At 45.7% G+C, this 15,411-nt stretch carries 28 protein-coding genes; all 28 read right to left on the bottom strand.

All coding sequences use genetic code 11. The features are described from left to right. Window positions 1-13 precede the first annotated feature (13 nt). The 28 genes from rpsM to rpsG all read right to left on the bottom strand — a co-directional run bounded on the left by rpsM (window position 14) and on the right by rpsG (window position 15,393). On the bottom strand, window positions 14-379 hold the full coding sequence (gene rpsM / locus CK797_RS04445; protein ID WP_057805809.1) for a 30S ribosomal protein S13: 366 nt from the start codon (window positions 377-379) through the stop codon (window positions 14-16). Between the two features lie 30 nt (window positions 380-409). Continuing rightward, the gene (rpmJ, locus tag CK797_RS04440; RefSeq protein ID WP_003714521.1) at window positions 410-529 is read right to left on the bottom strand and encodes a 50S ribosomal protein L36; all 120 of its coding nucleotides are present in this window, start codon (window positions 527-529) and stop codon (window positions 410-412) included. Window positions 530-562: 33 nt separating this feature from the next. Continuing rightward, window positions 563-781 (bottom strand): translation initiation factor IF-1, encoded by a 219-nt coding sequence (gene infA / locus CK797_RS04435; protein WP_003664537.1) that lies wholly within the window; start codon window positions 779-781, stop codon window positions 563-565. A 133-nt stretch (window positions 782-914) separates the two neighbouring features. Continuing rightward, the gene (locus CK797_RS04430) at window positions 915-1,571 is read right to left on the bottom strand and encodes an adenylate kinase (RefSeq protein WP_057805812.1); all 657 of its coding nucleotides are present in this window, start codon (window positions 1,569-1,571) and stop codon (window positions 915-917) included. Further along, window positions 1,568-2,887 carry a preprotein translocase subunit SecY gene (secY, locus tag CK797_RS04425; protein WP_104688575.1) on the bottom strand — a complete coding sequence of 440 codons (1,320 nt, stop codon included), beginning with the start codon at window positions 2,885-2,887 and terminating at the stop codon, window positions 1,568-1,570. Before secY ends, CK797_RS04430 begins: the two co-directional genes overlap by 4 nt. A gap of 1 nt (window position 2,888) precedes the next feature. Then, window positions 2,889-3,323: a 50S ribosomal protein L15 gene (gene rplO, locus CK797_RS04420; protein ID WP_057805816.1), complete on the bottom strand. Its 435-nt coding sequence runs from the start codon at window positions 3,321-3,323 to the stop codon at window positions 2,889-2,891. 32 nt (window positions 3,324-3,355) lie between these two features. Then, window positions 3,356-3,538, bottom strand: coding sequence for a 50S ribosomal protein L30 (gene rpmD, locus CK797_RS04415; protein WP_047767366.1), 183 nt, complete (start codon window positions 3,536-3,538; stop codon window positions 3,356-3,358). Window positions 3,539-3,552: 14 nt separating this feature from the next. Beyond that, window positions 3,553-4,062, bottom strand: coding sequence for a 30S ribosomal protein S5 (gene rpsE / locus CK797_RS04410; protein ID WP_104688574.1), 510 nt, complete (start codon window positions 4,060-4,062; stop codon window positions 3,553-3,555). 22 nt (window positions 4,063-4,084) lie between these two features. Then, a complete protein-coding gene (rplR, locus tag CK797_RS04405) occupies window positions 4,085-4,450 on the bottom strand; it encodes a 50S ribosomal protein L18 (RefSeq protein WP_318531294.1) in 366 nt (121 codons plus the stop codon). 56 nt (window positions 4,451-4,506) lie between these two features. After that, entirely contained in the window at window positions 4,507-5,043 is a 537-nt protein-coding gene (rplF, locus tag CK797_RS04400; RefSeq protein ID WP_104688572.1) for a 50S ribosomal protein L6, read from the bottom strand. Between the two features lie 28 nt (window positions 5,044-5,071). Further along, window positions 5,072-5,470: a 30S ribosomal protein S8 gene (gene rpsH / locus CK797_RS04395; RefSeq protein WP_057805823.1), complete on the bottom strand. Its 399-nt coding sequence runs from the start codon at window positions 5,468-5,470 to the stop codon at window positions 5,072-5,074. Between the two features lie 31 nt (window positions 5,471-5,501). After that, entirely contained in the window at window positions 5,502-5,687 is a 186-nt protein-coding gene (locus tag CK797_RS04390; protein ID WP_003664547.1) for a type Z 30S ribosomal protein S14, read from the bottom strand. Between the two features lie 15 nt (window positions 5,688-5,702). Beyond that, window positions 5,703-6,245, bottom strand: a complete 543-nt coding sequence (gene rplE, locus CK797_RS04385) for a 50S ribosomal protein L5 (RefSeq protein WP_104688571.1) — start codon at window positions 6,243-6,245, stop codon at window positions 5,703-5,705. 28 nt (window positions 6,246-6,273) lie between these two features. Continuing rightward, entirely contained in the window at window positions 6,274-6,582 is a 309-nt protein-coding gene (gene rplX, locus CK797_RS04380; protein ID WP_057805826.1) for a 50S ribosomal protein L24, read from the bottom strand. 34 nt (window positions 6,583-6,616) lie between these two features. Beyond that, window positions 6,617-6,985, bottom strand: a complete 369-nt coding sequence (rplN, locus tag CK797_RS04375; RefSeq protein WP_003714461.1) for a 50S ribosomal protein L14 — start codon at window positions 6,983-6,985, stop codon at window positions 6,617-6,619. A gap of 63 nt (window positions 6,986-7,048) precedes the next feature. After that, on the bottom strand, window positions 7,049-7,315 hold the full coding sequence (gene rpsQ / locus CK797_RS04370) for a 30S ribosomal protein S17 (protein WP_057805827.1): 267 nt from the start codon (window positions 7,313-7,315) through the stop codon (window positions 7,049-7,051). A 24-nt stretch (window positions 7,316-7,339) separates the two neighbouring features. Then, window positions 7,340-7,546, bottom strand: coding sequence for a 50S ribosomal protein L29 (gene rpmC / locus CK797_RS04365; protein ID WP_057805829.1), 207 nt, complete (start codon window positions 7,544-7,546; stop codon window positions 7,340-7,342). Then, a complete protein-coding gene (gene rplP / locus CK797_RS04360; RefSeq protein ID WP_104688570.1) occupies window positions 7,536-7,970 on the bottom strand; it encodes a 50S ribosomal protein L16 in 435 nt (144 codons plus the stop codon). Before rplP ends, rpmC begins: the two co-directional genes overlap by 11 nt. 3 nt (window positions 7,971-7,973) lie before the next feature. Continuing rightward, window positions 7,974-8,639, bottom strand: coding sequence for a 30S ribosomal protein S3 (gene rpsC, locus CK797_RS04355; RefSeq protein ID WP_057805834.1), 666 nt, complete (start codon window positions 8,637-8,639; stop codon window positions 7,974-7,976). A gap of 12 nt (window positions 8,640-8,651) precedes the next feature. Further along, window positions 8,652-8,999, bottom strand: coding sequence for a 50S ribosomal protein L22 (gene rplV, locus CK797_RS04350; protein WP_104688569.1), 348 nt, complete (start codon window positions 8,997-8,999; stop codon window positions 8,652-8,654). Between the two features lie 17 nt (window positions 9,000-9,016). Beyond that, window positions 9,017-9,295 (bottom strand): 30S ribosomal protein S19, encoded by a 279-nt coding sequence (gene rpsS, locus CK797_RS04345; protein ID WP_057805838.1) that lies wholly within the window; start codon window positions 9,293-9,295, stop codon window positions 9,017-9,019. A gap of 34 nt (window positions 9,296-9,329) precedes the next feature. Next, window positions 9,330-10,175 (bottom strand): 50S ribosomal protein L2, encoded by an 846-nt coding sequence (gene rplB / locus CK797_RS04340; protein ID WP_104688568.1) that lies wholly within the window; start codon window positions 10,173-10,175, stop codon window positions 9,330-9,332. 25 nt (window positions 10,176-10,200) lie between these two features. After that, window positions 10,201-10,497, bottom strand: a complete 297-nt coding sequence (rplW, locus tag CK797_RS04335) for a 50S ribosomal protein L23 (protein WP_104688567.1) — start codon at window positions 10,495-10,497, stop codon at window positions 10,201-10,203. Beyond that, entirely contained in the window at window positions 10,497-11,120 is a 624-nt protein-coding gene (rplD, locus tag CK797_RS04330; RefSeq protein ID WP_104688566.1) for a 50S ribosomal protein L4, read from the bottom strand. Before rplD ends, rplW begins: the two co-directional genes overlap by 1 nt. A 21-nt stretch (window positions 11,121-11,141) precedes the next feature. Beyond that, the gene (gene rplC / locus CK797_RS04325) at window positions 11,142-11,804 is read right to left on the bottom strand and encodes a 50S ribosomal protein L3 (RefSeq protein WP_104688565.1); all 663 of its coding nucleotides are present in this window, start codon (window positions 11,802-11,804) and stop codon (window positions 11,142-11,144) included. Between the two features lie 48 nt (window positions 11,805-11,852). Continuing rightward, entirely contained in the window at window positions 11,853-12,161 is a 309-nt protein-coding gene (rpsJ, locus tag CK797_RS04320; protein WP_104688564.1) for a 30S ribosomal protein S10, read from the bottom strand. Window positions 12,162-12,699: 538 nt separating this feature from the next. Continuing rightward, window positions 12,700-14,790, bottom strand: a complete 2,091-nt coding sequence (fusA, locus tag CK797_RS04315; protein WP_104688563.1) for an elongation factor G — start codon at window positions 14,788-14,790, stop codon at window positions 12,700-12,702. Between the two features lie 132 nt (window positions 14,791-14,922). Then, entirely contained in the window at window positions 14,923-15,393 is a 471-nt protein-coding gene (gene rpsG / locus CK797_RS04310) for a 30S ribosomal protein S7 (protein ID WP_057805856.1), read from the bottom strand. Between the last annotated feature and the right edge of the window lie 18 nt (window positions 15,394-15,411).

Here is a 15,411-nt window from a genome sequence, read left to right as displayed (position 1 = left end):
TAATAAAATCTAATTACTTCTTCTTGTTTGCGATGGTAACAGCCTTACCCTTACGAGTCCGGGCGTTGTTCTTCGTGTGTTGACCACGAACAGGCAAACCACGACGGTGACGCATACCACGGTATGAACCAATTTCTTGGAGCCGCTTGATGTTCATGGAAACTTCACGACGCAAGTCACCTTCCACTTGGATCTGGTCGACTTGTGCACGAATCTTTTCTTCTTGATCTGGAGTCAGATCACGAACACGAATGTCTTCTGAAACACCGGCATTTTCAAGGATCTTCTTTGCACGAGAATCACCAATACCGTAAATATAAGTTAAGCCGATTACGATACGCTTGTCACGAGGTAAATCGACACCTGCAATACGAGCCATTTATTGCACCTCCGTTCTTAATTAATTTTATTACTTACCTTGACGCTGCTTGTGCTTAGGGTTTGCAGAGCAAATAACCATAACACGTCCATGACGCTTAACGATCTTGCAGTGCTCGCACATCCGCTTGACTGATGGTCTTACTTTCATTATTAAATCCTCCTAGAGAGTTCCTGTTAACTACTACTTAAACCGGAACGTGATCCGACCCTTAGTCAGGTCATAAGGGGACATTTCAACCTTAACCCGGTCACCAGGTAAGATCTTGATGTAGTGCATCCGAATCTTACCGGAGACGTGAGCTAAGATCTCAGCTCCATTTTCCAGTTCAACTTTAAACATCGCATTAGGCAAAGTCTCGGTAACTTTACCTTCTACTTCAATCACATCGGCTTTTGCCACGGAATGGTTCCTCCTTGCCTAATCAAGAAAATTACGTAAAAACGGTGGAAAGTGCGGTCACTTCCCACTGTCAGCTAGATAAACCTTGCCTAGTTTAGCATAACTAGCCGCACTTCGCAAGGCATAACCCAGATTAAAGGTTATTGAGCACTTTCTTGACGTCGTCGTAAACCTTGTCAATGTCCTGTTGGCCATCGATCGTGTGCAAAACGCCTTGCTTTTGGTAGTAATCTACCAGTGGTGTATTCAATTTGATGTTAACATCAAGACGATTCTTAACCGTTGCCGGCTTGTCATCGTCACGTTGGTAGAATTCGTGGCCGCCACAAACATCACAAGTACCTTCAACCTTGGTTGGGTTGTAAACCTTGTGGTAAGTTGCACCACAGTTGCGACAGATGAACCGGCCACTCAGACGTTCAACCAACACATCCGGTTCAACGTGGATGTTGATGACTGCATCTAAGTGACGGTCACTCTCTGCTAACATCTTATCCAAGGCTGCTGCCTGGTTAAGATTACGAGGAAAACCATCAAGCATGAAGCCGTTCTTGGTGTCGTCTTGAGCTAACCGTTCCTTAACGATACCGTTAGTGACCTCGTCTGGAACAAGTTCACCCTTATCAATGTACTTCTTAGCTTCGAGCCCCATCGGCGTTTCGTTCTTGATCGCCGCCCGGAAAATGTCACCGGTTGAGATGTGAGGAATATCGAAGTCTTCCACAATCTTCTGAGCTTGGGTACCCTTACCAGCGCCGGGCAAACCCATTAAAACAAGATTCATACTCATTTACCATTTCCTCCTTCAGGTTCGCGAATAAATCCGATGTATTCACGCTTCATTGTTAAACCGTTCAATTGCCGAACCAAGTCCAATGCGATTTGGACAATGATCAGTAAACTAGTACCACCAAGACCGATTGATTGACTGAGGTTCCAAACATTACTTGCAACCAATGGGATCAACGAAATCAGGCCCAGGAATAGTGAACCAACCGTACTCAAACGCATTAACAGTGACGAAACATAATCTTGCGTGCCCTTTCCAGGACGAACACCTGAAATGTAACTGCCTTGCTTCTGCAAGTTTTCGGCCAACTTTTCGGGATTAACCTGAACAAAGGCGTAGAAAAAGGTAAAGACAACAATCAGCAGAATGTAAAGGGTAATCCCCGGTCCAGACTGCATGTTAAAGATCGTTGACATAACTTGGTACCAGGTATCTCCCCCGTGATTCTGTTGAAACGCCATCAGAATGGTCTGCGGCGTCGAAATGAAGGATCCGGCAAAGATAACTGGAATAACTCCAGAAACGTTAATCTTCAATGGTAGATAACTACTTGATGGTGAAGTGGTTGTCCGACGAGTATATTGAATTGGCAGCCGCCGCTCGGCCTGTTGAACCCAGGTAACGAATGCCACAATAATAACTAATGCAATAACTACTAAGGCGATGAAGCCGATTCCCATCCAGAGGGCGGAACCAGATTCACCTGCAATTTGATCATCCCAGAGTTGCCGAATTCCACCCGGCATCTGTGCAACGATCCCGGCAAAGATGATTACGGAAACCCCGTTACCGAGGCCCCGTTCCGTGATCATATCACCCATCCAAGTAGCAAACATTGTACCAGCGGTCAAGATCAACCCGATGGTCAGATAGGTCTGAACCCCCGGGTGATTAACCAAGTGGATTGAACTCAAGGCATTAAACCCGGCAGTAATCCCAATCGACTGAATAAAGCCCAGTACAATCGTCAACCACCGAGTCGCTTGATTCAATTTTCGCCGTCCAACTTCACCTTGCTTACTCCATTCAACAAACCGCGGAACGATATCCATCTGCAGCAGTTGAACAACAATCTGAGCAGTGATGTATGGAGATACCCCCATCGCAAACAATGAGTAGTTCTCCAATCCACCACCACTAAAAGTATTGAGGATCGATGCTAACCCGGTCGAGGAAATCTCCTGCAGTGCAGCAGCATTAACTCCAGGAACAGTGATAGCCGCCCCAATCCGGTAAACAATCAGCACAAACAGGGTAAACAGGATCTTCTTACGAATGTCCTTAACCCCAAGTGCATTCTTGACGGCTTTGAACAAATTACATCACCTCAGTTTTACCACCGGCAGCTTCAATTGCAGAAACTGCGGAAGCGGAAAACTTGTTAGCCTTAACAGTTAACTTCTTCTCAAGCTTACCACTACCAAGAACCTTAACACCGCTCTTCAAGTTCTTGACCAAGCCGCTTTCCATCAGGACTTGTGGAGTAACTTCAGTACCGTCATCGAACTTGTTCAATGCAGTCAAGTTAACAATAGCGTATTCCTTACGGTTAATGTTGGTAAAACCACGCTTTGGGATTTGCCGGTAGAGTGGCATTTGGCCCCCTTCAAAGCCCAGACGAGTCTTACCATGAGCCTTTTGACCCTTCGTACCACGTCCGGAAGTAAAACCATGACCGGATGAAAGGCCACGACCCTTACGAAGACGCTTTGAACGAGAACCTTCTGCAGGCTTCAATTCATTTAACTTCATTTACTAGGCACCTCCTTATTATTTAATTGTAATTACTTAACTTCTTCAATAGAAACTAAGTGTGCAACCTTGAAAATTTGACCACGTGTTGCGGCGTTATCTGGCAGGATGTTAGAACTGCCGATTTTGCCCAGACCCAATGCCTTAACGGTCTTACGTTGGGTTGGTTCACGGTGGGCAACACTGTGGATTAAGGTAACTTTAACTTTAGCCATAATTAGTGCCCTCCTTATTCTGCCAAGTGGTCAACTGAAACGCCACGAAGCTTGGCAACTTCTTCAGCACTCTTCAATTGCTTCAAACCTTCAAACGTTGCACGAACAACGTTAACAGGAGTGTTGGAACCAAGACGCTTTGAAGTAACATCAGCTACACCAGCAAGATCCATAACGTTACGTACCGCACCACCGGCAGCAACTCCGGAACCTTCAACGGCTGGCTTCAACATGATCTTTCCACCGCCGTATACACCGATAACTTCGTGTGGAATAGTCGTACCAACGATTGGCACAGTGATCAAGTTCTTTTCAGCAGCAGCTTGAGCCTTCCGAATAGCTTCCGGAACTTCTTGAGCCTTACCAGTACCGAAACCAACATGGCCCTTCCGATCACCAACGATTACTAAGGCAGCAAACCGCATCCGGCGACCACCCTTAACAACCTTGGTAATCCGGTTGATGGCAACAACTTGATCGTCTAAGTCCAACTTTGCTGGATCAATGAATTCTGATGATGTCATTGCAGGTTATTCCTCCTTCTCTTTAGAATTTAAGTCCGTTTTCACGAGCAGCGTCAGCTAAGGCTTCGACACGGCCGTGGTAAAGGTATCCACCACGATCGAAGACAACATTGTTAATGTTCTTGGCAATAGCACGCTTGGCGATCAATGCACCAACACCACTAGCTTGCTCAGTCTTTGTCTTACCACTAACTTCACTGTCCATTGTGGAGGCACTAGCGAGCGTCACACCCTTTACGTCATCAATTAATTGAGCGTAAATGTTTTTGTTTGAACGGTAAACACTTAAGCGTGGGCGCTCCGCAGTACCAGAAATCTTACCGCGAACGCGCATGTGACGGCGTTGACGGATCTTGTTCTTATCTGGTTTAGAAATCACAATAGTCACCTCTTATTGAATATTTTATGTTAATTATGAATTGCTGGTCTAATAACCTAATCAGATTACTTACCAGTCTTACCTTCCTTACGGATGATGTGTTCGTTTTCGTAACGAATACCTTTACCCTTGTATGGTTCAGGTGAACGAACGGCACGAACTTGCGCAGCAAAATCACCAAGGTGTTCCTTGTTGATTGAGCTCAATTCGATCGTGGTGTTGTCTGGCACCTTGATGTCAACATCTTCAGGCTTGTCAATTTCAACTGGGTTGGAGTAACCAACAGTCAAGATCAGCTTGTTGCCCTTGAATTGTGCACGGTAACCAACACCGACGAGCTTCAGAACCTTCTTGTAACCATCAACAACACCTTCAACCATGTTGTTAACGTTAGCCCGGGTAGTACCGTGGATCATCTTTAACTTGTTGGAATCGCCATCACGATCAAACTTAACAACGTTGTCGGCAACGGTCATCTTAATCAATGGTGAGATTTCACGAGATAAAGTACCCTTAGGACCCTTAACAGTTACCACGTTACCATCTTGTGATACTTCAACGCCCTTTGGCAGGTCAATTTCCTTGTAACCAATACGACTCATGCGTACACCTCCTAACTAATTATTAATATTACCAAACGTAGGCGATAACTTCGCCACCAATGTTCTTGGCGCGAGCAACCTTGTCAGTCACAACACCCTCAGATGTTGAGATAATGGCAATACCTAATCCGTTAAGAACCTTTGGCACAGCGTCGGCCTTAACGTATGAGCGCAAACCAGGCTTTGAAATCCGCTTCAAACCGGAAATAACGCGTTGGCCGTCGTTTCCGTACTTCAAGAATACACGGATGATGCCTTGCTTGTTATCGTCAACATATTCAACATCGCGAATGAAACCTTCGTTCTTCAAGATTTCAGCGATGTCCTTCTTCATCTTTGATGCAGGTGCCTCAACTGATTCGTGTTGAGCCATGTTAGCGTTACGAATACGAGTTAAGAAATCTGCAATTGGATCACTCATAGACATCGATGTTTTCCTCCTTTTGTCGGTGATTTGTTTACCAGCTAGCCTTCTTCAAACCAGGAATTTGTCCCTTGTGGGCAAGTTCTCGTAAGCAAATCCGGCATAGGTGGAATTTACGGTAAACTGAGTGCGGACGTCCACAACGAGCACAACGTGTGTATTCACGACTTGAGAACTTAGCGGGACGGTTGCACTTAGCAATCATTGATTTTTTAGCCAATTTGTGGAACCTCCTTTATTTAGCAAATGGCATGCCGAGCTTGGCAAGTAATTCGTGTGATTCTTCATCACTTTGAGCAGTTGTTACAATTACAACATCCAAACCACGAACACGATTTACCTTGTCGTAATCAATTTCTGGGAAAATTAATTGTTCACGAATACCGAGAGTGTAGTTACCACGACCATCGAAGGCCTTGTTGCTTACACCGTGGAAGTCACGAACCCGTGGCAGAGCAACGTTGATCAACTTGTCCAAGAAATCGTACATCCGTTCACCACGCAGGGTAACCTTGGCACCAATTGCCATACCTTCACGAAGACGGAAGCCGGCGATAGACTTCTTAGCCTTGGTAATCAATGGCTTTTGACCAGCGATAAGGCCAAGTTCCTCAACGGCTTCATCGAGGTTCTTTGAGTTGGTAGTAGCATCACCAACACCCATGTTCAAAACAATCTTGTCAATCTTTGGTGCTTGCATAACTGAAGAGTAGTTGAACTTTTCAATTAAGGCTGGGCGAATTTCGCTTTCGTATTTAGCTTTCAAACGGTTTTCCATTAGTCGTTATTCCTCCTTTCTTCCAATATTAGTCGAGGGTCTTGCCTGACTTCTTGGCAACGCGAACCTTCTTACCATCAACAAACTTGTAACCGACCCGAGTTGGTTCGTTAGTTGAAGGATCAATCAGCATTACGTTTGAAGCATTGATTGGGGCTTCAGTATCGATAACACCACCATTTGGGTTAGCGTTGTTTGGCTTTTGATGTTTCTTGATCTTGTTAATGCCTTCAACAACAACACGGTTTTCAGCAGCTAAGATCTTCTTAACGCTACCTTCCTTGCCCTTGTCCTTGCCGGCAATAACGCGAACTTTGTCACCTGTCTTAATGAACATGTTGATTGTGCACCTCCTTATTCTTGGTTAAATCTTACAGAACTTCTGGAGCGAGTGAGACGATCTTCATGAAGTCATCACCACGGAGCTCACGAGCGATTGGGCCAAAAATACGGGTACCCTTAGGGCTCTTATCATTGTTAATCAAAACAGCAGCGTTTTCATCAAACTTGATGTATGAACCATCCTTACGGTGCAGACCATGCTTAGTCCGTACGACAACGGCCTTAACAACGTCACCCTTCTTAACAACGCCACCTGGTGTTGCCTGCTTTACAGTAGCAACAATAATGTCACCAATATTACCAGTCTTAACTCGGGAACCACCCAAAATCTTGATAACTAAGATTTCGCGCGCACCGGAGTTATCAGCGACTTTCAACCGACTTTCCTGTTGAATCACGGTTAGGTCCTCCTTCCATTTACAAATAAGAATTAGAATACGAATTTAAGAGTTATCTGCTAATTAAAGGGTAGCAGCCTTTTCGACAATCTTTACAAGACGGAAACGCTTCTTAGCTGACAGTGGCCGAGTTTCCATGATTTGTACAGTGTCGCCGGTCTTAGCTTCGTTGTTTTCGTCATGTGCGTAGTACTTCTTTGAGTAACGTACACGCTTGCCGTAGACAGGGGCACTCTTGTAAGTGTCAACTACGACAGTGATGGTCTTATCCATCTTGTCAGAAACAACGCGGCCTTGGTAAACCTTACGTGCATTACGTTCTTCACTCATGCGCTAATCCTCCTTTTCGTATTCTTATTTGTTTAATTGTTGTTGACGAAGAACTGTCTTAACCCGTGCAATGTCCTTACGTACTTGCTTCAGACTTGCAGTGTTTTCCAATTGGCCGGTTGCTAACTGGAAACGTAAGTTAAACAATTGTTCCTTCAATTCCTTCTCACGGTCAAGTAGCTTGTCAGTGGTTAATCCATTCAGTTCTTGTACGTAATCTTTACTTTTCATTAGATTGTCCACCTACTTCCTCACGTTGTACGATCTTAGTGCGAACTGGCAACTTGTGACCGGCAAGACGCAAAGCTTCACGAGCGACTTCTTCAGAAACGCCCCCTACTTCGAACATAACCTTGCCGCGCTTAACTGGGGCAACCCAGCCTTCTGGAGCACCTTTACCATTACCCATCCGGACACCAACACCTTTGCTGGTGTAGGAAAGTTGAGGGAAGATCTTGATCCAAACCTTCCCACCACGCTTCATGTAACGGGTCATGGCGATACGGGCAGCTTCGATTTGACGGTTGCTGATCCAGTGAGAATCAAGGGCTTGCAAACCGTAGTCACCAAAGGTAACCGTCTTGCCACCCTTGGCTTCACCACGCATGTGACCACGTTGAACCTTACGGTGCTTTACTCGCTTTGGTACTAGCATGTTTTACTTCCCTCCTTGTTCATCGTCATTTTCATTCTTCTTGGCAGGAAGAACTTCACCACGGTAGATCCAAGTCTTAACACCGAGAACACCGTAAGTAGTGTTAGCTTCATCCCAAGAGTAATCAATGTCTGCACGGAGTGTGTGAAGCGGAACAGTACCATCTGAGTATGATTCAACCCGAGACATATCAGCACCGTTCAGACGACCAGCAACTTGGGTTTTGATACCCTTAGCACCGGCACGCATTGCACGTTGCATTGCTCCACGCATTGCACGACGGAAGGCAATCCGCGCTTCCAGTTGACGAGCAATGCTTTCACCAACAAGGTGTGCATCCAAGTCTGGCTTCTTGATTTCCACAATGTTAATGTGGACACGCTTGCCAGTTAACTTGTTTAATTCCTTACGAAGTGCTTCAACTTCTGAACCACCCTTACCGATAACCATTCCTGGCTTGGCAGTGTGAATTGAAACGTTAACGCGGTTAGCGGCACGTTCAATTTCAACGGTTGATACAGAGGCATCAGCAAGTCGCTTTTCAATGTACTTACGGATCCGAAGGTCTTCGTTCAGATAGTCGGCAAAGTTCTTGTCAGCGTACCACTTTGCAGTCCAATCGCGAATGACTCCGACACGAAAACCATTAGGATTGATCTTTTGACCCACTATTCATTCCTCCTATCGTTCTGTAACAACCACTGTGATGTGACTAGTCCGCTTGTTAATTGGTGAAGCAGAACCCTTTGCACGTGGACGGAACCGCTTTAAGGTTGGTCCTTCGTTCGCATAAGCTTCGCTAACAACCAAAGATGCACGATCTAAGTCAAAGTTGTTTTCAGCGTTTGCAACAGCAGAATTTAATACTTTTTCAACATCTGAAGCGGCACCGCGGCTGGTGAACTTCAGAATAGCAAATGCTTCGGCAACACTCTTGCCGCGAATTGCATCTAACACAAGACGAGCCTTCCGGGGTGCAACCCGAACCATCTTGGCAGTTGCCTTAGCGGATGTAATGTTTTCAGCCATTTATTAATTCACCCTCCTTACTTACCAGTCTTCTTGTCATCGGTAGCGTGACCATGGAAAGTCCGCGTTGGTACGAATTCACCTAACTTGTGGCCAACCATGTCTTCTTGAACGTAAACTGGTACGTGCTTCCGACCATCGTAAACAGCAAAAGTGTAACCAATAAAGCTTGGGAAAATGGTTGAACGACGTGACCATGTCTTGATGACAGTCTTCTTTTCGGAATCTTTTTGAGCTTCGACCTTCTTCAATAATGAAGCGTCAGCGAAAGGTCCCTTCTTCAAACTACGACCCATTTAGTGTACCTCCTCTCGGGTAATAAAACGTAAATTAACGAGTATGTGGACCGCGCTTCCGACCACGAACAATGAACTTGTTTGAACGAGCCTTGTGTGAACGGGTCTTCTTACCAACGGTCTTCTTACCCCATGGAGACAGAGGTGATGGTAAACCAACAGGTTGCTTACCTTCACCACCACCATGTGGGTGATCGTTAGGGTTCATTACAGAACCACGAACGTGTGGACGTTGACCTGCATAACGCGTACGACCAGCCTTACCCTTGATTAACAGGGCGTGTTCATCATTACCAACGGTACCAATCGTGGCACGGCAGGTAGCCAGAACCATCCGAACTTCACCGGATGAGAGACGAACTAAGACGTACTTTTCTTCCTTACCAAGCAGTTGTGCAGATGCACCAGCTGAACGAGCAAGTTGGCCACCCTTACCTGGCTTTAATTCAATGTTGTGAATAACAGTACCAACTGGAATGTTCTTCAATGGAAGAGCGTTACCAACCTTGATATCAGCATCTGGACCAGATTGAACAGTCATACCAACCTTCAAGCCCTTAGGAGCGATGATGTATGACTTGGTACCATCAGCGTAACCAAGCAATGCAATGTTAGCAGTCCGGTTAGGGTCATATTCAATGGCCTTAACAGTTGCAGGAACATCATCCTTGATCCGCTTGAAGTCAATGATCCGGTATTGACGCTTAACTCCACCACCACGGTGACGAACAGTAATGTGACCGTAACTGTTACGACCAGCAGTACTCTTCAATGGTGCCAGCAATGACTTTTCAGGGGTGTTCTTCGTGATTTCCGCGAAGTCGTAACCGTTCATGTTCCGGCGACCGTTAGTAGTAGGTTTGTACTTACGAATTCCCACTGTGTTTTCCTCCTTTTTTTAATGATTAGTTTTCACTGTTGTCGTTGAACAGCTTGATTTCATCAGAATCGGCAGAGAGCGTAACAATAGCCTTGCGACGGCGCTTAGTGTAGCCAACGTAACGACCTTGACGCTTCTTCTTACCCTTGATGTTCATGATGTTTACCTTAACAACCTTAACGCCGAAGATTTCTTCAACTGCGTTCTTGACTTGCGTCTTGGTTGCTCGTAAATCAACATCGAACGTGTAACGCTTGTCGTCCATGCCAGCCATTGAGGCTTCAGTGACAACAGGACGTAAAATGATTTCACGTGCTTCCATTATGCGAGCACCTCCTCTACTTGAGAAAGAGCTGACTTAGTGATGACAACCTTCTGAGCGTCAACAACGTTTAAGATGTTAACACCGGCTGGCGTAACAACAGACGCATTAGCCAGGTTGCGCGCAGATAAAGCAGCGTTCTTGTCATCGTCAGTAACAACGATCAGTGCCTTTTCGGCAACCTTCAAGTTATCTAAGGCAGCTGCAAAGTCCTTTGTCTTCGGTGCATCGAAGTTCAGGGAGTCAACAACTACTAAGCTGTCGTCCAGTACCTTTTGGGAGAGAGCTGACTTAATAGCCAGTTGACGAACCTTACGAGGAAGGCTGTACTTGTAGGAACGTGGAGTTGGGCCAAAGACAATACCACCGCCACGGAATTGTGGTGAACGGATTGATCCTTGACGAGCACGACCAGTACCCTTTTGACGCCATGGCTTCTTACCACCACCGCTAACTGCAGAACGATTCTTAACAGCGTGAGTACCTTGACGTAATGAAGCACGTTGACGCAGGATTGCATCGAATTCAGCGTTTTGATTTGGTTCAACGCCAAATACTGCTGCGTCCAGTTCAATGGTGCCGTTTTGACTACCATCTTGCTTGTACAAATTAACGCTAGTCATTATTTACTTCCTCCTTTCTTATTATTTGTTGTGTTGCTTGCTCAGGCTCTTCTTGGTGTTTGCCTTCACAGAGTTCTTAATCGTAACGTATGACTTGTTAGCGCCAGGAACGTTACCCTTGATCAGTAATACATTGTTGTCGAGGTCAACCTTAACAACCTTCAAGTGTTGCATAGTAACAGTCTTGTTACCCATCCGGCCTGGGAGCTTCATACCCTTGAATACCCGGTTAATGATTGCACCCAGAGAACCTGGACGACGGTGGTAACGAGAACCGTGAGCCATTGGACCACGTGATTGGTTGTCCTTGTGAATGTTACCTTGGTAACCATGACCCTTGGTAACACCCGTAACGTCGACGGTTTCACCTTCAGAGAAGACGTCAGCCTTAACTTCGTCTCCAACCTTGATGTCATCCCCTAATTCAGCGTCACGGATTTCACCGATGAAGCGCTTAGGGGTCGTATTTGCTTTTGCTGCATGACCTTGTTCAGGCTTGTTGCTCAAGATTTCGCGCTTATCGTCAAAACCGAGTTGAACGGCATTGTAGCCATCGTTTTCAACAGTCTTGATTTGCATAACAACGTTTGGGGTTACATCGATAACAGTAACTGGAACCAATTCACCGTTGTCAGTGAAGACTTGAGTCATTCCAACCTTTTTACCTAAGATTCCTTTGGCCATGAGTACACCTCCAATTTAATGTTTTTATTTTAATAAAGTAAGAAATAATTACAACTTGATTTCGATGTCAACACCACTTGGCAGGTCGAGCTTCATTAATGAGTCAACCGTCTTTGGCGTAGGGTCGATGATATCGATCAAACGCTTGTGGGTCCGCATTTCAAATTGTTCCCGAGACTTCTTGAACTTGTGTGGTGAACGGATAACCGTGTAGATAGTCCGTTCAGTTGGTAACGGGATCGGACCTGAAATTTGAGCACCTGTCCGCTTAGCGGTTTCAACAATCTTATCAGCAGATTGGTCAAGAATACGGTGTTCATAAGCCTTTAACCGAATACGAATCTTTTGTTTTGCCATTATGTTCCCTCCTTCGTCAGATTTAAAATTTGACTAGCTCCGCGGAAATTACCGCCACATCCTGTGGCAAAGCGGCCGGGTGTGTCGCAACCTTCCGCATCAACGCTTCGCAGCTTAAACTCCTATGGGGGTAGGGCAAATCTACCCGCCAACGCTCAAGCACCTATCCATAATACTAAAGAATCGTTGTCATATCAAGTGTTTAATGCAATTAATTTTGATTGAAATCTTTCTGTAAAGTAAAATCGTTTTCAATATAAGAGTAATTTCCTCATAAAAACTTTAAAAATCAATAGCAATAGACTAAATTCACCGTCGACGATTTTGTTCTCCTATATAAACTAAATCTGGGTACGGATAGATGTAATCAGATCACGGTTAATCGCCGATAGGATCACAATAACAATCAGTATCCGACATGTATTCCGTGAATAATCATCTTGGTAACCAGGACAACCGACAACCGCCACCATTTTAAATTTAAAAATAAAAAAGATCGGTCAAAACCGATCTTCCTTATTATGGTCACGGTAGCGAATTAGTCGTTACCCTTACCATTCTTCTTAATGATGTCTTCTTGAACTGACTTAGGAACAGCTGAGTAGTGATCGAAAGTCATCGTGAAGGTACCACGACCCTGGGTAGCAGAACGCAGGGCAGTAGCGTAACCGAACATTTCTGACAGTGGAACAAATGAGTGGATCAGTTGAGCGTTTCCACGTTCTTCCATCCCATCGATCGTCCCACGACGAGCAGTTACTTGACCCATAACGTCACCCATGTTGTCTTGTGGAACAACGATATCAACCTTCATGATTGGTTCAAGGATAACTGGGTCAGCCTTCTTAGCCGCATTCTTCAGGGCGAGAGATGCAGCAACCTTGAAGGCCGCTTCACTGGAATCGACTTCGTGGTAACTACCATCGTAGAGCTTAGCGTGCATGTCAACCAATGGGTAGCCGGCCAGGACACCATTTTGCATAGCTTCCTTCAGACCTTGTTCAACGGCCGGAATGAATTCACGAGGAACAACACCACCGACGATGGCGTCTTCGAATTCGAAGCCTTCCCCTTCCTTAAGCGGCGTGAATTCGATCCATACATCACCGTATTGACCTTTACCACCAGATTGACGAACGAACTTACCTTGTGCAGAAGCCTTCTTAGTGAATGCTTCACGGTAGGATACTTGTGGCTTACCAACAGTAACTTCGGCGTGGAATTCACGACGCAGACGTTCAACAATGATGTCCAGGTGCAATTCACCCATCCCGGCAATCAGAGTTTCACCAGTTTCAGGGTTCGTTTCTGCCTTGAAGGTTGGGTCTTCTTCAGCCAGCTTTTGCAGACCCTTGTCCATCTTGTCCTGGTCAGCCTTTGACTTTGGTTCAACGGAAACCTGAATAACTGGGTCAGGGAAGTCCATGGATTCAAGTTGTAATGGGTGATCAGGGTCGGTCAGGGAGTCACCAGTAGTGGTGTTCTTCAGACCGATCGCAGCGGCGATATCACCAGAGAATACTTCTGGGATTTCGTGCTGTTGGTTAGAGTGCATTTGAAGCAGACGACCGATACGTTCACGCTTGTCCTTAGTGGCATTCAGAACGTATGAACCGGATTGCAGGGAACCGGTGTAAACACGTAAGAAGGTCAGACGACCAACAAATGGGTCGGTGGCAATCTTGAAGGCCAGGGCAGCAAATGGCTTGTCATCACCGGCAGTCAGTTCAACTTCATTCCCATCAGCATCATGAGCAACGAATGGCTTAACATCAAGTGGTGATGGCAGGTAGTCGATAACGGCATCAAGCATCATTTGGATACCCTTATCCTTGTAGGCAGAACCAGCCAGTACAGGGAAAAGCTTTTCTTCCAGGGTTCCCTTACGGATAGCAGCCTTGATTTCGTCAACGGAAATGTCTTCACCTTCAAGGTACTTTTCCATAATGTTATCATCAATGTCCGCCAGCGTTTCGATCATTGCTTCGTGACGCTTTTGGGCTTCATCCTTCATGTCATCCGGAATATCAACGGTGTCCCAGTTGGTACCCAGCTTATCTTCGTCATAAACGTAGGCAACCATCTTAACCAGGTCAACAACCCCAGAGAAGGTATCTTCAGCACCAATTGGCATTTGGATTGGCAGTGGGGTAACGTTCAGACGGTCCTTGATCGTTTGAACAGAGTAGTCAAAGTTGGCACCAACCTTGTCCATCTTGTTAGCAAAGACGATCCGTGGAACGTTGAATTGGTCGGCTTGACGCCAAACTGTTTCGGTCTGTGGTTCAACACCGGCTTGGGCATCGAGGACCGTTACGGCACCATCAAGCACCCGCAATGCACGTTCAACTTCGACAGTGAAGTCCACGTGTCCTGGGGTATCGATGATGTTGATACGGTAATCCTTCCAAACGGCTGTGGTAGCAGCGGACGTGATGGTGATACCACGTTCCTTTTCTTCATCCATCCAGTCCATTTGTGAAGCACCATCGTGGGTTTCACCAATCTTGTGAATCTTACCGGTGTAGTAAAGAATCCGCTCAGTGGCAGTCGTCTTACCGGCATCGATGTGGGCCATGATACCGATATTACGCGTCTTAGCAAGTGGATATTCACGTTTGTTAGCCATCTTAAAGTGTATCTCCTTCCGAAAGATAATATCTTATAATCGTCATTTTTAGAAAAAGGGATGACGGTTATCAATCAACTACGTCACCCCTTTATTGTAACCAGTCAGGCAACTGGTTTCAATTGCCGATGATTACCAGCGGTAGTGTGCAAAGGCCCGGTTAGCTTCTGCCATCCGGTGAGTGTCTTCACGCTTCTTAACGGAAGCACCAGTGTTGTTGGAAGCATCGATGATTTCACGGGAAAGACGCTCAACCATGGTGTGTTCACCACGCAGCCGTGCGTATTGAACAATCCAACGAAGGCCCAACGTGGTCCGCCGTTCTGGACGAACTTCGATCGGAACTTGGTAGTTAGAACCACCAACACGACGAGCCTTAACTTCAAGAACAGGCATAACGTTTTCCATAGCTTGTTGGAAAACTTCAACTGGATCGTTACCAGTTTCTTCCTTAATTTGGTCGAACGCTGCGTATAAAATCTTCGTAGCAGTCCCACGCTTACCATCAACCATCAAACGGTCGATTAAGCTTGTAACCAGCTTTGAGTTGTACACTGGATCTGGTAAAATTTCACGCTTTTGTACATGTCCTTTACGTGGCATTACTTAACTCCTCCTTAA

Source organism: Limosilactobacillus pontis, from assembly GCF_002940945.1.
GTDB classification, from domain to species: domain Bacteria; phylum Bacillota; class Bacilli; order Lactobacillales; family Lactobacillaceae; genus Limosilactobacillus; species Limosilactobacillus pontis_A.
Note: the sequence above shows the minus strand (reverse complement) of the source record. Positions and strands in the feature narration are given on the sequence as shown.